The sequence below is a fragment of the Agreia sp. Leaf244 genome, from assembly GCF_001422695.1.
Taxonomy (GTDB): Bacteria; Actinomycetota; Actinomycetes; order Actinomycetales; family Microbacteriaceae; genus Agreia.
Window position 1 is genome coordinate 885,751 of sequence record NZ_LMLX01000002.1, and the last position, 16,858, is coordinate 902,608.

Annotated in this window: 14 protein-coding genes and 1 pseudogene; 7 read left to right on the forward strand and 8 right to left on the reverse strand. The window is 69.5% G+C overall.

The annotated features are described in order from the left end of the window. Positions 1-6: 6 nt before the first annotated feature. Both ASF06_RS08905 and ASF06_RS08910 read left to right on the forward strand, forming a co-directional pair. On the forward strand, positions 7-639 hold the full coding sequence (locus tag ASF06_RS08905; RefSeq protein WP_055945683.1) for a cysteine hydrolase family protein: 633 nt from the start codon (positions 7-9) through the stop codon (positions 637-639). 10 nt (positions 640-649) lie between these two features. Further along, a complete protein-coding gene (locus ASF06_RS08910) occupies positions 650-1,882 on the forward strand; it encodes an MFS transporter (RefSeq protein ID WP_055945685.1) in 1,233 nt (410 codons plus the stop codon). Between the two features lie 36 nt (positions 1,883-1,918). Here the strand turns inward: ASF06_RS08910 and ASF06_RS08915 are convergent, their stop codons facing one another. The 8 genes from ASF06_RS08915 to ASF06_RS08950 are packed head-to-tail and all read right to left on the reverse strand — an operon-like array spanning position 1,919 to position 12,402. Continuing rightward, on the reverse strand, positions 1,919-3,403 hold the full coding sequence (locus ASF06_RS08915; protein WP_055945688.1) for a DUF1593 domain-containing protein: 1,485 nt from the start codon (positions 3,401-3,403) through the stop codon (positions 1,919-1,921). Positions 3,404-3,446: 43 nt separating this feature from the next. After that, on the reverse strand, positions 3,447-4,598 hold the full coding sequence (locus ASF06_RS08920; RefSeq protein WP_162237692.1) for a serine hydrolase domain-containing protein: 1,152 nt from the start codon (positions 4,596-4,598) through the stop codon (positions 3,447-3,449). A gap of 58 nt (positions 4,599-4,656) precedes the next feature. Beyond that, positions 4,657-6,483 (reverse strand): glycoside hydrolase family 3 protein, encoded by a 1,827-nt coding sequence (locus ASF06_RS08925; RefSeq protein WP_055945692.1) that lies wholly within the window; start codon positions 6,481-6,483, stop codon positions 4,657-4,659. After that, the gene (locus ASF06_RS08930) at positions 6,480-7,127 is read right to left on the reverse strand and encodes a TetR/AcrR family transcriptional regulator (RefSeq protein ID WP_055926051.1); all 648 of its coding nucleotides are present in this window, start codon (positions 7,125-7,127) and stop codon (positions 6,480-6,482) included. Before ASF06_RS08930 ends, ASF06_RS08925 begins: the two co-directional genes overlap by 4 nt. Then, positions 7,102-7,935, reverse strand: a complete 834-nt coding sequence (locus ASF06_RS08935) for an ATP-binding cassette domain-containing protein (RefSeq protein ID WP_055926048.1) — start codon at positions 7,933-7,935, stop codon at positions 7,102-7,104. Before ASF06_RS08935 ends, ASF06_RS08930 begins: the two co-directional genes overlap by 26 nt. Continuing rightward, positions 7,932-9,857: a dipeptide/oligopeptide/nickel ABC transporter permease/ATP-binding protein gene (locus tag ASF06_RS20020; protein ID WP_055945694.1), complete on the reverse strand. Its 1,926-nt coding sequence runs from the start codon at positions 9,855-9,857 to the stop codon at positions 7,932-7,934. The genes ASF06_RS08935 and ASF06_RS20020 overlap by 4 nt, the downstream gene beginning before the upstream one ends. Further along, complete coding sequence (locus ASF06_RS08945; RefSeq protein ID WP_055926042.1) at positions 9,854-10,795, reverse strand: ABC transporter permease; 942 nt, start codon at positions 10,793-10,795, stop codon at positions 9,854-9,856. Before ASF06_RS08945 ends, ASF06_RS20020 begins: the two co-directional genes overlap by 4 nt. Positions 10,796-10,851: 56 nt before the next feature. Then, positions 10,852-12,402: an ABC transporter substrate-binding protein gene (locus ASF06_RS08950; RefSeq protein ID WP_055945696.1), complete on the reverse strand. Its 1,551-nt coding sequence runs from the start codon at positions 12,400-12,402 to the stop codon at positions 10,852-10,854. 200 nt (positions 12,403-12,602) lie between these two features. Here ASF06_RS08950 and ASF06_RS08955 point away from each other — a divergent pair, with 200 nt between their 5' ends. The 5 genes and pseudogenes from ASF06_RS08955 (at position 12,603) to ASF06_RS08975 (ending at position 16,825) form a co-directional block, all read left to right on the forward strand. Next, a complete protein-coding gene (locus ASF06_RS08955; protein ID WP_055945698.1) occupies positions 12,603-13,550 on the forward strand; it encodes an SMP-30/gluconolactonase/LRE family protein in 948 nt (315 codons plus the stop codon). Positions 13,551-13,620: 70 nt separating this feature from the next. Further along, a pseudogene (locus ASF06_RS08960) lies at positions 13,621-14,710 on the forward strand (cupin domain-containing protein). Between the two features lie 16 nt (positions 14,711-14,726). Next, positions 14,727-15,563 (forward strand): fumarylacetoacetate hydrolase family protein, encoded by an 837-nt coding sequence (locus ASF06_RS08965; RefSeq protein ID WP_055945700.1) that lies wholly within the window; start codon positions 14,727-14,729, stop codon positions 15,561-15,563. Between the two features lie 3 nt (positions 15,564-15,566). Beyond that, the gene (locus ASF06_RS08970; RefSeq protein WP_055945702.1) at positions 15,567-16,334 is read left to right on the forward strand and encodes a maleylpyruvate isomerase family mycothiol-dependent enzyme; all 768 of its coding nucleotides are present in this window, start codon (positions 15,567-15,569) and stop codon (positions 16,332-16,334) included. Positions 16,335-16,369: 35 nt separating this feature from the next. Then, positions 16,370-16,825 carry a MarR family winged helix-turn-helix transcriptional regulator gene (locus ASF06_RS08975; RefSeq protein ID WP_055945704.1) on the forward strand — a complete coding sequence of 152 codons (456 nt, stop codon included), beginning with the start codon at positions 16,370-16,372 and terminating at the stop codon, positions 16,823-16,825. Positions 16,826-16,858: the final 33 nt, after the last annotated feature.

A 16,858-nucleotide genomic window follows, 5' to 3' on the forward strand; every position in this document is an offset into this window, starting at 1 on the left:
GAAATCATGAACATCGTTGGAAACACCGTCCTCATCGTCGTCGACATCCAGGGCGGCGAGATCCCCCGCGAGGACTCACGCACCGAGATTCCCTACATGGGAGGCCGCACGGAGCGCGCGCCCCGCGTGCGCGAGGTCATCCGGCACAGCCGCGAGAAGGGGATCCCCGTGGTCTTCATCCAGGAGGTGCACAAGCCGTCGCTGATCGACATCGGCCGGGAACTCGACGGCGCCGAGGGCCCGCACTGCCTCGAGGGCTGGGAGGAGACCGAGCTGGCGCCCGGAATCGACCCGCAGCCGGGCGAGTTCCTCATCAAGAAGCGTCGCTACTCGGCGTTCTTCGGAACGGAACTCGAGATCGTGCTCAAGGCCTACAAGGCCGAGACGCTTCTGCTCATCGGCGGGCTCACCGACGTGTGCGTGCACTACACCGCCGTCGACGCGCACCAGCACGACTACCGGTTCCGCGTGCTCACCGACTGCGTGGGCGGATCGACGCAGCGGGCGCACGACAACGCCCTGCAGGCCATGCACTACCTGCAGCGCGACGCGCTCGTCACCTCGGTCGACGTCAACGAGTGGCTCGACACCCTCGAGACGCCCGAGCCCGCCCCCCTCGTGCACGAACTGGTGCGCTGACACCATTCGAATGCACTACCGGCACCACCGGCACCATCGGCTCTGGCCTCTCGCCCTCGGCACCTTCGCGATCGGCTTCGGCTCCAACGTCATCACCGGGCTGCTGCCCTCGATGTCGGCCGACCTCGGCGTCACTCTCGCCGATGTCGGCCGGCTCCTGAGCTTCTACGGAATCGCCTACGCCGTCTCGACGCCGCTCGTCGCCCTCTTCGGCGAGCGGCTGCCGCGACGGGCGCTCATGCTCACGGCACTGGCGCTGTTCGCCGCGGCCTGCGTGGCGACGGCGCTCGCCTCGGACTACGCGACCCTGTCGGTGCTCCGCGCACTCAGCGCCATCGCCGCCGGCGGGTTCACACCCACCGCGACGGTACTGGCCGCTGGCCTCGCCGCCCCCGAGAGACGCGGCCGCGCGCTCGCCACGGTGTTCGGCGGGCTCACGACGGCGGCGGTCGTCGCCGCGCCCGCCGGCAACATCCTGGGGCCGGCGATCGGATACCGAGGGGTGTATCTCATCACGGCGGGGCTTGCGGCCGTCGCGTTTGTCGCCGTGCTGCTGCTTGTCGCGCGACCCGCGGACAGGGCGGACATCGCGCCGGTGCCCTCGACGCCGGGCCCGCACGGTCGCGTCGACCCCGTCGTCCCGGACCGCGCGTCCATCGTGGGCCCCCGACGTCGCGGCCTGCCGTCGCCGCTCGTCGTGCTCGTGCTGCTGGTGTCGACGGTCGAGACCGTCGCCGCCTTCACCGTGCAGACCTACGCGTCGCCCCTGCTGACCGCCATCTCGAGCGCCGACGGCCTCTCGCTCAGCGGACTGCTGCTCGGCTACGGCATCGCCGGCGTTCTCGGCAACGTGGCCGGCGGACGCATGGCAGACAGGCTCGGGGCGGCGCGCACGCTCTGGCTGTGCTTCGCCGGATGCACCGCCGCCCTCGCCCTGCTGCCCCTCGTCGGGAGCACACTGCTGGGCGCCGGCGCGGTCTTCGCAGTCTGGGGCTTTCTCGCGTGGGCGTCGAACGCGCCGCTGCAGGGCATGCTCATCCAGCTCGCCGGCCGGTTCGAGCAGCTGATCGTGGCGCTCAACTCCTCGGTGATCGCGCTCGGCACGGCCGGGGGCGCGATCATCGGCGGTGCGATCATCGCCGGTGGGCCCGTGATCGGCCTCGCCTGGTGGGGCGCGGCCATCATGGGGGTCGCCCTGGTGCTGGTCTCGGTGCTGGTGCGCAGCCGAAGACTCGCGGCGTGAGCACCGGGGGCCGAGCCCTTGTTATACGATGCCTCGCTACACGACGGTGAGGATGACCCGCTGATATCCCTTCAGCGCGGGAACCCCGTCGTCGACCGCCTCGACGATCACGTGGATCGTCTGCCCGGCGACCGCATCCACGGGCACGGTCACGACCACCGCCGCCGAATCGGCGCCAGAGAGAACGACGGCACCGTGGTAGCTGCCCGCCTCCCGGTACTGCCACCACCGCACGGTCACGGCATCCCCGTCGGGGTCGGTGACGACGGCCGACAGCTGCACCTGCTCTCCCGGCCGCACGTCCCTGTCGACCTGCTCGACCGCCACGACAGGCGCATGATTCGCCCCACCGAAAGTGGACTGAACGCTCCATTGCAGTCGCGCGGCGAAGTCGTTCTGCGCGTCGGCGAACCAGCGCGTAACGGTGTACTCATCAGGCGCTGACTCATCTGGCGCTGACTCATCCGGCGCAGCATCCGCTGCCCCGCGCGTCTCCCACGCGTCGGGGCCCTCGTCGACGCGACGCGCCCGGCCGCCCCATCCGCCGTACCCCGGATGCTCGTGGCTGCGCAGCCCTGGAACCAGCAGGTTGAGCATGTTGGTGGTGTCGCCCTCGCTGATCCACTCGCCGAGCGGCTGCGGCTCGACCCATACGGCGTAGCCGAGTTCTCGCAGCTCGTCGGCAGTCTGCCCACTCAGGTGGAAGTAGTCGGTGAGGTCGCCCGGCACCATCTGCCGGCCGTCGCCCCAGGTGCGGTAGAGCGCGCCGAGCGGGCCTGCGGATGTAACGTGGTCGCGCATCCATTCGGCCCCGAGATACTCGAGCTCGGGCTGCTCGATGACCCTCCGCGCGAGGTAGCCCCACGCCATGGTCGCGACGTCGGTGACCCGGATGTCGGGCCAGACGGGGCGGATGTAGCTGTCGTAGCTTCCGTCTTGCGAGGCGAACTTGGTGATCACGGCCTTGCGCGAGACGGCGGCGTGGATCTCGGGCCACTCGGGCGTCTGCGAGTATCGCTCCTCGATCGACATCAGGGCGCGCGCGATGGTGCTCGTTCCGGCCCAGACCTGCAGGTGCACGGGCCGCGGATCGTCGTCGAGAAGGGTCTCGGCGATCAACTGCGAGCCGGGCGTCTCCTCCGAGACGTCGCCCTCGAACTGCACATTGCCCATGCGCACGACGGCCCTGAGCGCATCGGCGCTCGGGTACCGCGGATCGTGCACCAGGAGGTTCGGCAGGACCTGCTCGTAGGCGTCGACCGCGTCGTCGATGAACCGCTCGCCCGGCGCCCAGCGCCACGACAGCTGCGGCTCGGTGTACTCGCGCTCGGGCAGGAAGAACGGCGTCGTGCCGTCTCCCGACCAGTGGAACCGGCTGCTCGCGTAGACGAGGCCGGCCACATCGACCTCGTTGGAGTAGAGCAGGAACCGGATCATCGAGTTGAGGTCGTCGAGCTCCGGGTCGGCCGTGACGATGGTGCGGGCGCGGTCGGTCGGGGTCGCATCGTTGCGCAGGGTCATAGCCGAAATCCTAGCGGGCGCTCGGTTTTTGGCAAGCCCCCGTTCACGACGCGAGGGCGATCTTCTGCAGCTGCTTCGCCGCCGTGATCGCGCGCGCGTCCGCGCCTCCGGGAGGGGGCGTGCGGCGCACGGCGTAACCGAAGCTGATGCCGGTCTCCGGGTCGTGGAATCCGAGTGCCCCACCGGCGCCGTCGTGTCCGAACGCGCGGAAGCCGCCGAACGCGAGGTTGTCGGTGGGCTTCTGGAACACCACACCGTAGCTGCGGTCGATGCCGATCACGAGGTCGCTGCCGACCACCTGCGGCTGCGCCATGATCTGCAGCGCGTGGGGGGAGATGAGCGCGGGGCATGTGAGTCCGACCACACCCTCGGCGAACAGCCCGGCGATGCCCCTGGCGCTCACCGTGCTGTACGCGGCGGGCGAGCCCACCGAACGCTGCCAGCGGGCATGGGCGAGGGCCTCCTGCCCGGAGCGCGTCTGGGCGATCGACCCGAAGACCTGTCGCCCGATCTGCCCGGGCTGCCGGGGGAACGGGATGTCACCCGGCGACGCCGAGGTCGACGCGCGCATGGGCTGCAGCTCGAGCACCCGCGACTCCTCTGCCTCGGGCAGGCCCAGGTAGAAGTCGAGAGAGCGCGGCGCGCGGATCTCGGCCTCGAAGAACGCCTGCAGGCCGAGTCCGGTGATGCGCCGCACCAGCTCCGACGCCAGAACGCCGATGGTGAGGCCGTGGTAGCCGAAGGCCGCGCCCGGACGCCACCACGGCAGCTGGGCCGCGAGCCGCGCCGCGCCGCTCCGGTCGTCGGCGTACTCCTCGTCGGAGAGGGCGGGCAGCGCCTCGGGCAGGCCAGCCTGGTGCGAGAGCAGCTCGCGCACGAGCACGTGCTGCTTTCCCTCGGCCGCGAACTCCGGCCAGTACGCGGCCACCGGCGCGTCGAGATCGAGCAGTCCGCGGTCGACGAGCAGGGCGATCGAGAACGCGATGGAGTTCTTCGACACCGAGAACGGGACCATCAGTGAATCGCCCGTCATGCCCTCACCAGCGTGTACATCGACCACGAGCTCGTGACCCCGATACGCCGTCAGCTGGAACGCGTAGTCGGCGTCTGCGGCGAGCTCGGCCTCGAGGGTCTCGGCGAGCTGCTCGTAGCCCCGGGCGACGGAGCCGTTCAGGGCGGAGGCGATATCGGTCATCATTGTCCTTCTCTCGAATCTCGGGTGTGCGATCGGGCGCGAGCGCCCGATGCCGGGGTCAGACTCCGGCGCGGAACAGGGGGCTCGTGGTGTCGCCGGGAACGTCGGAGCGCGCGGCCACGATCTCGTCGAGGCTGCGGGGCACGTCGAACGGGAGCGACCCACGGGCCGCGCCCTCGGTCGCCAGCGCCTCGAGAACCGCCGCATCCGATGAGCCGTAGACGGCGAGGATGGCGGCGGAATGCGGCAGCAGCGGCGCGAGCAGCGCGGGTCGCTCGAGATGGATCACGACGATTACGGGCGCGTGCTGCGACATCGTGCGCAGGCGCTCGACATCGGCGTCGGCGAACTCCAGCGAGCCGGCGTGGAACGCGGGCTCGAGAAGGTAGTGGTCGCGCGGATCGAACGGAGCACTGATGCGGGTGACGATCACGTCGGCCTCGTCGAGGGTCGCCGGCGCGAACCCGGCGGCCGAGATCTCGGCGTCGGGGATCTCCGGCGAGTGCACGCGGGCGCCCCGCGCGACAGGGATGCTCGGCCGATCGTCGGAGTCGACGACCACCGTGGCCGAGTGCACCTGGGCGCGATGCCCCGCGGCCCGGAACTGAGACGAGCCGACGATCTCCACCGCGGCATCCTCATCGACGTAGGGGTCGTCGAAGAGGCCGAGTTCGAACTTCACGGCCAGAAGCCGGCGCACCGACTCGTCGACGCGCTCCTCGCTCAGACGACCCGATTCGACGAGCTCGACGATCCACGAGGGGGTGTCCTCACCGCCGAACTGGTCGCAACCCGCCTCGATGGCGCGCTGCACCCGGTCGAGTTCGCCGAGGTGCTCGACACCCCAGGCGCGCGCGGGAAGATGCGCTCCGCCGAAGCGGGACTCGGTGATGAGGCTCCAGTCGGAGCAGATCACTCCCTCGAACCCCAGCTGCTCGCGCAGGAGCCCCGTGAGGATCTGGCGATTGAAGCCGAAGGCCACCTCCTCGATGCGCTCGCCGTCGAGACTGAGGCCGATCGGGATGCCGTAGCTCGGCATGATGGCCGAGACCCCGCGGGCGAGCACCCGGCGGAACGGCGCGAGGTGGTACTCGAACATGTCGCCCACGTAGTCCTGCTCGCGGCCGTAGGGGAAGTGCGGGTCCTCGCCGTCGCGCTGCGGCCCGCCGCCAGGGAAGTGCTTCGCCATGCAGGCGACGCTGCTGCTCGAGAGCCCGTCGACGCCCTCGAAGCCGTCGACATAGGCGACGCCGAACCGCGCGACCTGCTCGGCGCTCTGACCGAAGGTGCTGTACTGGCGCGCCCAGCGCGGCTCGGTGGCCACATCGAGGGTGGGGTGCAGGGCCGATCGGATGCCGAGGGCCGTGTACTCCTGGCGCGCGATGTCGGCGAACTCGCGCACGGTGTCCTCGTCGGAGAGAGCTCCGAGGCCGATGGGCTCGGGCCACGCAGACAGGTGCTCCGCGCTGAACGACGCTCCCCAGTTCTCGGTGAACGAGTGCCGCGGATCGGTGGAGATGGTCACGGGGATCCCGAGCGGCGTCGATTCGGCGAGCTCCTGGATCTGGTTCGACCAGCGCGCCATCGACCGCGGGTCCGGGATGCGGTGCACGTTCAGGTGGGTCACGTGCCGGTTGAGCACGAACTCGTCGGCGGGCACCCGCCCGGCCGACATGAGCGGGCTGTCGAGGTCGCCGGCGGCGTTGACGCTCACGATCGAGTGGATCATCAGCCCGGCCTTCTCGGCGAGCGACATGCGGCCCATCAGGTCGGCGACGCGCTCCGCGACGGGCAGATTCGGGTTCTCGTAGGCATCCATGACGCCGTTGCCGTTGAGGTCGCGGTAGAGCGTTCCGTCGTGATGGCGGGAGAGTTTCGGTGTCATTCCGGGGGATCCAAAGGTTGTGTGTAGGAGGTGACGAGCTCGACCATGAGGCGCACGACGCGCCTCATATCGACGGAGTCGTCGTAGAGCCACTGCAGCTGCAGGCCGTCGAGCACGGCCAGGAAGAGAACGACGAGGTCGCCGCGGTCGAGGTTGGGTGCCACGTCGAACTCGTCGCCGGCGTGCGCGAGCAGACGCTGCTTCATGCGCTCCTTGACCCGCTCGTAGCGCACCCGAATGAGCTCGTGGGCAGGGTTGTTCTCGGTGAGGCCCTCGGCCATGATCACCATCAGGAACTGCACCCAGACGCGGTCGTCGGTGTTGCGCGACATAAGGGTGTCGTAGCCGGCGAACGGCGAGGCGTGCCCCAGCCCGAGGCGGTCGACGATCGCGGCGTCCTCGCCGAAGCGGCTCTGCACCACGGCGTCGAGCAGGATGTCCTTCGACGCGAAATGGTGCAGCACGCCCGATTGCGAGATGCCCGCCTTCTCGGCGATCGCGGCGATGGATGCGCCGTGATACCCGTGGGCGGCGAACTCCTCGGCGGCGGCATCCAGAATCAGCGCCCGGCGGCTTTCGCCCCTCGGACTGCGTCGCGTGGCACTCGGCTTGACCGGCTCAGGCTGCTCGTTCGCTGTCGACACGCAGCTTCTCCAATTCCTCGCGGCGTTCGCGCTGTGCCCCCGGATCGGGAAGCGGCGCGGACATCATCAGACGTTGAGTGTACGGGTCGTCCGGATCGCTGGTGACCTTCTCGACGCCCCCGGATTCCACGATCTTTCCGCGGTTGAGAACGATCACCCTGTGGCTCACGTGGCGGATCACCGAGAGGTCGTGCGAGACGAACAGGTAGGCGCATCCGGTGTCGCGCTGGATCTCGATGAAGAGGTCGAGAACGCGCTGCTGCGTCGTCAGATCGAGCGCGGAGACCGGCTCGTCGCACACGATGAGACGCGGGCGCAGGGCCAGGGCGCGGGCGATGGCGACCCGCTGGCGCTGGCCTCCCGAGAACTCGCGCGGCAGGCGACCCGCCGCGTCGCTGGGCAGGCGCACGCGATCGAGCAACTCTTTCACCCGACGGCCGGCCTCGCGGCGGTCGATGCCCTGCGCGCGCAGCGGCTCGGCGAGGATGCCCTCGATGGTGAGCGACGGATTGAGCGACGTATACGGATCCTGGAATACGACCTGCATGTCGCGGCTGAGCTCGCGGCGCTTCGTGCGCGAGGCATGCGTGATGTCCTCGCCGCGGAAGGTGAGCGTTCCGCGGGTCGGCGGCACGAGCCCGAGGATCGACCGGCCGATAGTGGTCTTGCCCGATCCCGACTCGCCGACGAGGCCCACGGTCTCCCCCTCGGCGATCGAGAACGTGATCTCCTCGAGCGCCGTGAAGGTGGTGCGTCGTCTCGTGAAGTCGACGCCGAGCTTGTCGACCGACAGCAGCTGCTCGCTCATCTGTGTGCTCCTTCTGCTTCGGCCCTGTCGAGGTCGATGCGCGAGGGTCCGCCCTCGAGCGTCGATCCGAGCAGGGTCTGCGTGTAGGGGTGTCGGGGCCGGGCGAAGAGCGAGTCCACGTCGTTCTGCTCCACGATCGTTCCCTTGTTCATCACGGCCACGCGGTCGCAGATGTCGGCGACCACGCCGAAGTTGTGGGTCACGAGGATCACCGCCATCTCCTGCTCCGACTGCAGCTCGCGCAGCAGGCGAAGCACCTCGGCCTGCACGGTCACGTCGAGGGCCGTGGTGGGCTCGTCGGCGATGAGCAGGCGCGGTCGGCATGACACGGCGCCGGCGATCAGCACGCGCTGCGCCATGCCGCCCGAGATCTCGTGCGGGTACGAGTCGTAGGTGCGCTCGGGCTCCCGGATGCCGACACGGTCGAGCAGTTCGAGGGCACGCGTGCGGGCCGCCCGCTTGTCGAGGCCGAGGCGTCGCATCATGGGTGTCGAGAGCTGCGAACCGACCTTGAACGACGGGTCGAGGTTCGACATCGGCTCCTGGGGGATGTACGCGATCCCGGTTCCGCGCAGCTCGCGCATCGAGGCGCGGGAGCGGGTGGTCAGCTCGTCGCCGTCGAATAGCACGCTGCCGTTCGTGACCCGTCCGCCGGTCGGCAGCAGACCCAGCACCGCGAAGGCGGTCTGCGTCTTGCCCGATCCGGATTCGCCGACGAGGCCGAGCACCTCCCCGGCGTGCACGTCGAGGCTCACGTTGTGCACGACGGTCTTGTCGTGCGGCCCGGAGCCGTAGCCGACGCGCAGGCGACGCACGCTCAGCACGGCGCTCGGGTCGGGCTCCGGCGTCTCGAGGGGCGTCGAGTCCGACCAGGCGGGTTCGGGTACGAATTCGAGATCGGCGAGCGGGCCGGTGACGATCGTCTCCGTCTCGTCGGCCGTGTTCACTCCCGGACGCGTCAGCGGGGCCGCCTCGTCGAGAGCGTCCTTGCCAAGAGCGTCGACGTCGATTGCAGGAAGGGCGGCCATGGCCGCGGTCGCCGTGCCCACGTTCTTGCGTCGGCCGCGGCGAGCCGAGCTCGACCCGCGCTCCTCCAGCGCATCCCGCAGACCGTTGCCGATGATCACCAGCGCCGCGCAGGTCAGACCGATGGCGAGCGAGGGCCAAAGCAGGGTGATGGGCGCGCGGTAGATGCTGCGGAAGCCCTCGTTGAGCATGTTGCCCCACGAGGGAACCGAGTTGTCGCCGACTCCGAGGAACTCGAGGCCCGACTGGATCGCGAGCGCGATTCCCAACAGCAGCGAGGCCTGGATGATGATCGGACCGCGCACGACCGTGAGGATGTGTCGGCCGATGATGGCGCTGTCGCGCAGGCCGGAGACCTTGGCCGCGTCGACGTACAGCTCGCCGCGCACGTTGATCACGGCGGTGCGCACGACGCGGTAGAAGCCGGGCGAGAGGATCACGCCGAAGATCAGCATCGAGATCCAGATCGACGGGCCGAGCACGGCGCGGGCCGCGAGCAGCACGACGATGCCGGGCATCGACTGCACGAGGTTCGCCATCCACACCGAGACCGAGTCGAACCAGCGTCCGTAGTAGCCGGCGAGCAGGCCGGCGGGGATGCCGATCAGCGCGGCGACGACGAGTGCGAGCAGGGCCCCGAGCAGGCTGATCTGACCGCCGTACAGAAGGCGCGCCCAGATGTCGCGGCCCGCCGAGTCGGTGCCCAGCGGATGGCCGGCCGAGAACGGGGCGAGGAACGCATCGCGGATCGCGGAGAACGCGGGGTCGGCCCCGGCCAGCACGGGGGCGAGCGCCGAGGAGAGCACGATGACGATGAGAACGATCGCCGCGACGAGCGCGAGCGGATTGGCGAGGAACCGGTGGAGTGTCGTCTCCGGCTTGTCGGAGGTGCTCATGCGACTCTCGCTTTCGGGTTGAGGAAGCCGACGCCGAGGTCGACGAGCAGGTTGACGACGGCGACGATCAGCGAGGTGATGATCAGCAGACCCATCACCACAGGGATGTCTCCGCGCGAGGTGTACTGGATGGCCACGGTTCCGAGGCCGGGGAGGGCGAAGATCTGCTCGACGACGATCGCGCCGCCGAGGAGCCCGACGAACTGCAGGCCCAGCACGGTGAGGCCGGTGCCGGATGCGTTGCGCAGCACGTGCTTGAAAATGATCTCGCGTTCGCTGAGGCCGCGGCTGCGCAGGGTGCGCACGTAGTCCTGGCGCAGCACGTCGATCACCGCTCCGCGGACCTGCTGCGCCGTGGCCGCGATCATGCCGATCGACAGGGCCGCGATGGGCAGGATCACGGTCTTGAGCCAGCCGAGCGGATCGGCTGTGAGTTGCACGTAGCCGGTGGCGGGCAGCCAGCCGAGGTTGATGGCGAAGACGATCACGAGCAGCAGTGCGAAGAGGAATCCGGGGATCGCGTAGCCCGCGATCGAGAGGATCTGCACGAGGCGGTCGAGCCATCCCCGGTACACGGCGGCGGCGATGCCGAGCGCGAACGCGATGAGGGCGGCGACGATCGTGGTCGCGATGAGAAGGGAGAGGGTGGTGGGGAGGCGGCTGATGAGCGCATCGCTCACATCCTGCGGGGTGAAGTAGGAGCGGCCGAGGTCGCCCTGGAAGACGCCGAGGAGCCATTCGACGTAGCGCACGGGCAGAGGACGGTCGAGACCCAGCTCGGCGGTCTTGGCGGCGACCTGCTCTTCGGTCGCCTGCTCGCCCAGGATCGTGCGGGCGATGCCGCTCGACGAGAGGTAGAGGAGGAAGAAGGCGACCGCCGAGATGACGAGCATCTGCGAGAGCGCCAGCAGCGTGCGCTTGGCGATGAAGGACAGCACGTGTGTGGCCTTTCGTGGGCGGGGCCCCCGCGCCTGGCGCGGGGACCCCATCCGGATTAGTTGGCGGGCGAGTAGTTGTAGATCGACGGCACGGCCTGCTGCGTCTGCAGCTCGACCGACACGGTGTCGTCGTGCCCGTAGGTGCTGAGCACTCGGGAGAACACGCCGAACCAGTTGTTGTCGACGACGTACTCGTTCATGGCCTGGCCGGCCGTGGTGCGCTCGTCGTCGGTCGCGGCGTACTGGTACGTCTTGATGAGATCGGCCAAGTCGGCGTCCTCGGTCTTCAGCGAGTTCCAGGGAGCATCCGGAGCCAGGTACTGCCGCACCGTGGTCCAGTCGTTGAACGTCGCGAGCGTGAAGTACGTGATCGCGAACTGTCCGCCGAGCAGAGCCGGGATCGTCTGGCCGGGGCCGAACTCGACGCGCTCCATGGTGACCCCGATGTCGCTGAAGTTCTGCTCGATCGTGGTGTAGATCGAGGGGTCGAACACGGGGCTGATCGGCATCGACACGGTGAGGCCGCTGGCGTAGCCCGCGTCGGCGAGCAGCTGCTTGGCGCGGGCGGGGTCGTAGGCGAAGCGGTCGTCGGTGTCGAGAGCCTTGTCGTAGGAGAAGTCGTCGCTCGGGAAGATCTGGTTGGTGAGCTCGCCTCGGCCCTGGCCCACGTTCTCGAGCAGCGCCTCCTTGTCGATCGAGATGGTGAGCGCCTCCCGCACGCGGGAGTCGGCGAAGGCCGGGTTCAGCTGGCCGGTGCGGTCGAAGAAGACGAAGCCGGAGAAGTCTCCGAGCTGTCCCTCCACCGTGAAGCCCGACGACTCGAGCTCCTGTGCCGTCGACGGCGCCGTGAACACGGCGGCGTTGATCTGGCCGGAGCGCAGGGCGTTGACCCGGGCGGTCTCGTCGGTCAGCAGCACGAACTTGATGGAGTCGTAGGGCAGCGCGTCTCCCCAGTAGTCGGCGTTGCGCACGAACGTGTACTCGGAGCCGACGATCGTCGAGGCCGCGTCGAGCGTGTACGGGCCCGAGCCGACGGGGGTCGACGCGATGTCCTCGGAGCCGATCGCATCCGGGCTCGCCATGAAGCCGAGCGAGCTCGCGAGCGAGTACTCGAGCGAGGGGTCGGGCGCGCTGAGGGTGATGACGAGGGTCGTGGCGTCGGTGGCCTCGACCGAGGTGATGCTCGCCGCCTGGTTCGCCTGCGGGCCCTTGGCCTCGAGGAAGTGCTCGATGTTGGCCTTGGCGCCGTCGGCGTCGAACGCGGCGCCGTCGCTGAACGTCACGTCGTCGCGCAGAGTGAGAGTGAGCGCGGTGCGGTCGTCGTTGTAGGTCCACTCGGTGGCCAGCATCGGCTTGAGGGTGCCGTCGGGCGCCCGCTTGATCAGGGTGTCGTAGACCGCCTGGTAGTAGGGCATCGAGTTGCCCTCCTGAGAGACGGCGGGGTCGAACGAGGTGGGTTCGATGATCTGGCCGAGGGTCAGCAGCGGGGCGGTGGTCGAGCTGCCCGTGGTCGAGCCTGCGTCGTTGGTGCCGGGGCTGCAGGCGGCCAGGCCGAGAGCGAGTGCCCCGGCCGCGAGCGCCGCCACCAGGCGGGAGGTCTTCTTCACTGGTTCCATCCTTTACGTCTTTGTGAGGAGGGGTGGATCGTCGAGGACGAGCGCGAGCACTCGCGATTCGACTTCACCCTTGAACGCCGTTAAACCGAGCGCACAGTCAGCATAACGGCTTAAACCGAGTGTGCACACGGTTTATGGAATTGTTATATTTCTGACGTTCACTCACCACCGACCTCGGCGAAGGAGCCGCAATGCACCGTGACGAATCGCCCGAGCTCGCGCTGACCCGGGTCGCGAGCCCCCGGGGAATCCTTCCGGAGGGGCCGGTGTGGAACGCGGAATCCCGGCGCCTCTCGTGGGTGGACATCGAGCTGGGGCGGCTGCACATCGCCGCCGTCGACGGCGGATCTCGCGCCGACGGCGAGCCGCGGGTGCGCGTGCTCAGCGTGCTCGAGCTCGGCGACCAGCTCGGATGCGCCCTGCCCGCCGAGGGCGGCGGCTGGGTGTGCGGGCTCGGCCGGCGCCTCGCCACGGTCAGCCCGCTCGGCGCCGTGACCGAATCCGAGCCGCTGCTCGACAAGAGCGAGCGGTTCAACGACGGACACATCGATCCGCAGGGCCGCCTCGTGATCGGAACACTGAACTCCGACGGACCCGACGGCCGGCAGCTGCTGCTTCGCCTCGAACACGACGGCACCCTCACCACGCTGCAGCACGGCGTCGGGATCTCGAACGGCATCGCCTGGTCTCCCGACGGTTCGACGCTCTTTCACGCCGACACCGCGGCGCGCACGATCTTTGCGCGCGACTACGGCAACGCGGCGACCGACTCGGCCGAGGGCTCGCAGCGCCCCTTCGTGACGGTCGACGGCATGCCCGACGGCATCGCGATCGACGCCGAGGGATGCCTGTGGGTCACGGTGTTCGACCAGGGTCGCGTCGACCGATACTCGCCTCGGGGCGAGCTTCTGGCCGGCCAGAGCATCCTCGTGCCCGATGTTCACGTGTCGAGCATCGCCTTCGTCGGAGACCGGCTCGACACGCTGCTGCTCACCACAGGCATGCCGATCATGCGCCAGTGGCTCCGACGCCGACGGGCGGATGACGGCTATGCCTTCTCGGCAGCAGCCCCGGTGCGCGGCCTGCCGACCAGGGCATGGCTGCCCGGCCCGCTCCCCCGGAATCTCCCCTTGCGCTGATCGCCGCGCTCTATATAGTTGGGGTACTGATGAATTGATTGATCATGCGACGGCGACGACGCCACTGGCGATGGAGGAACCTGCAGTGCAGCAGATGGACGGCTCAGCCGACACCCCGGAACTCGAACAGCTCTACCGCGACTTCGCGGCTAACGACATGGCGCCGCTGTGGACCCAGCGCGATGACCTCATGCCCATGACCCCCTCGCCGCAGGGCCGTGCCGCACGTCTGGAGATGGAAGACCCTCTTCGACATCGCGCAGCGCTCGGGCGACCTCGTTCCGGTCGGCCGAGGCGGCGAACGCCGCGCGGTCGGCCTCACCAACCCGGGCCTGCCGGGCACCGGGTACGCGACCCCGACGCTGTGGTGCGCCATCCAGTATCTGGGCGGCCACGAGACGGCGCCCGAGCACCGGCACTCGCAGAACGCCTTCCGCTTCGTGGTCGAGGGCGAGGGCGTCTGGACCGTCGTGAACGGCGACCCCGTGGCGATGCGCCGGGGCGACCTGCTGCTGACGCCGGGCTGGAACTTCCACGGCCACCACAACGACACCGCGAACCCCATGGCCTGGATCGACGGCCTCGACATTCCGTTCTCGAGCCAGATGGATGTCGGATTCTTCGAGTTCGGCTCGGAGCGGGTGACCGACGAGGCCTCGCCCGCGGTCTCGCGGTCGGAGCGCCTGTGGGCGCACCCGGGCCTCCGACCCCTGTCCGTTCTCGAGAACACGGTATCGTCGCCGCTCAGCGCGTACCGCTGGGAGCACACCGACGCGGCGCTGCGTGAGCAGCTCGCGCTCGAGGACGAGGGCTTTCCGGCGACTCTCGAACAGGGCCACGCCGCCATACGGTTCACGAACCCCACCACGGGCGGCGACGTGATGTCGACGATCCGCTGCGAGTTCCACCGGCTGCGCGCGGGCATCTCGACGGCACCCACGCACGAGGTGGGCTCGGCCGTCTGGCAGGTCTTCGAGGGCTCGGGCACCGTCGTGCTCGGCGACACCGAGACGCGCCTCGAGACCGGCGACCTGTTCGTGGTGCCCAGCTGGGTGCCGTGGTCGCTGCACGCCGACACGCAGTTCGACCTCTTCCGCTTCACCGACGGTCCGATCATGGACCGCCTCAACTTCTCCCGCACCTTCGTCCCCTCCGCCTGAGCAGAAAGCACCGCCCATGAGACTCGCCACCCTCCGCACCCCCGCCGGCACCATCGCCGTGCGCATCGACGACGACACCGCCACCGAGATCCCCGGCGTCGCCGACGTGGGCGCACTGCTCGCCCTCGCCGACTGGCGCCGGGTGGCCGAGACCGCCGACGGCGACACCCGCCCGGTCGCCGACATCGCCCCTGCCGACTGGGCGCCCGTGGTTCCCGCGCCGAGCAAGATTGTGTGCGTGGGGCTCAACTACCGCAACCACATCCTCGAGATGGGACGCGAGCTGCCCGAGTTCCCCACACTGTTCGCCAAGTACCCCGAGGCGCTCATCGGCGCTCACGACGAGATCGTGCTTCCCGAGTATGCCTCGCACGCCGTCGACTGGGAGTGCGAGCTCGCCGTGGTAATCGGCCGCACCGCCCGCCGCCTCAGCGAAGACGAGGCCGCCGACGCGATCGCCGGATACTCGGTGCTCAACGACGTGACCATGCGCGACTTCCAGTACCGCACGCCCGAGTGGTTCCAGGGAAAGACGTTCGAGAGCTCCACCCCCTTCGGACCCGTGCTGGTGACCGCCGACGAATACGCAGTCGACACCGAGATCCGCACCGAGGTCGACGGCGAGGTCATGCAGAAGAGCAACACCTCCGACCTCGTGTTCGACCCGGCCGCGCTCGTCTCCTACATCTCGCAGATCGTCACCCTCAACCCGGGCGACGTGATCGCGAGCGGCACCCCCGGCGGAGTCGGCCACGCCCGCAAGCCCGCCCGCTACCTCGGCGACGGCGCCACGCTCACGACCACCGTCGAGGGCATCGGCACGCTGAGCAACCCGGTGCGCGTGGAGGCCTGACCCGTGGCTGCGCGCACCGACCTGGTCACCGATCCGGCGATCATCGAGGGCCTGCTCCTCGCCCGCCGGGGCCAGGCGTACTACTCCCGGGCGCTCTCGCGGCTGAGCGACGCCGACTTCGACGGCCCATCCGTGCTCTCCGGCTGGGATCGCCGCCACCTCATCGCCCACGTCGGCCTCAACGCGCGGGCGCTCACGAGGCTGGTGGAGTGGGCGGCGACCGGCGTCGAGACGCCGATGTACGCATCCGCCACCCAGCGCGCCGAGGAGATCGACTTCTCGGCGACGCTGCCCGTTCAGGCCCTGCGCAACCTCTCGGACCACGCGGCCATCCACCTCACCGTCGAGTGGCGCGACCTGCCCGACGAGGCCTGGTCCCGAGAGGTGCGCACGGCGCAGGGTCGCACCGTTCCCGTCTCCGAGACGGTGTGGATGCGCACGCGCGAGGTCTGGATCCACGCCGTCGACCTCGACGCCGGGGCCCGCTTCGAGGACTTTCCGCCCGAGCTGCTCGATCGCATCCTCGTCGACGTCACGGGCTCGTGGGCGAGGCGTCGCGAGACCGAGGGCCTGCCGACGTTCGTGCTCGAGGCCACCGATCGCGGGACGCACACATCCGCAGGGCCGCAAACCGGGGGGCCGGATGCCGCCGGCTCGATCGCGGTGCGCGGATCGAGCGCGGCCCTCGCCCGCTGGGCCACCGGCCGAGGCAGCGCGGGCGTGACCACGGCCGACGGCGAGCCCGCCCCGGCCGCGCCCCGGTGGTTGTAGGCGCCCGGCGCTCGCCTGACATAATCCGAAGCGACATGGAATCGCACGACGTCTCGCAGTACACCGGCTACCTGATCCGCCGCGCCCAGCAGGCGCACGTCGCCGCCTGGCAGCGCGAGGTCTCGTCGGAGATCACGAGTGTGCAGTTCGGCGTGATGAACGTGCTCTCGCAGTCTCCGGGCGCGAGCCAGACGGAGCTGTGCGCGCGCCTCGACCTCGACCGGTCGACCATCGCAGACCTGGTCGCGCGCCTCGAACGCCGCGGAATCCTCGAACGCGTCAGAGATGCGTCGGACAAGCGGCGCAACGTGCTGCACCTCACGGAGGCCGGGGCCGCGGAGCTCGACGCCCTGCTGCCGAAGGTGGCGCGCGTCGATCACGTGCTCACCGACGGGCTGGATGCCGAGGACCGGGTCACGCTCAGACGTATTCTGACGGCGATGCTCGAGTCTCCCTCGGTGGAGGCGCTGCGCGGCGATCCAATGCGCTGAATGAGTAGGCCCTTCGACAGGCTCAGGGAACGG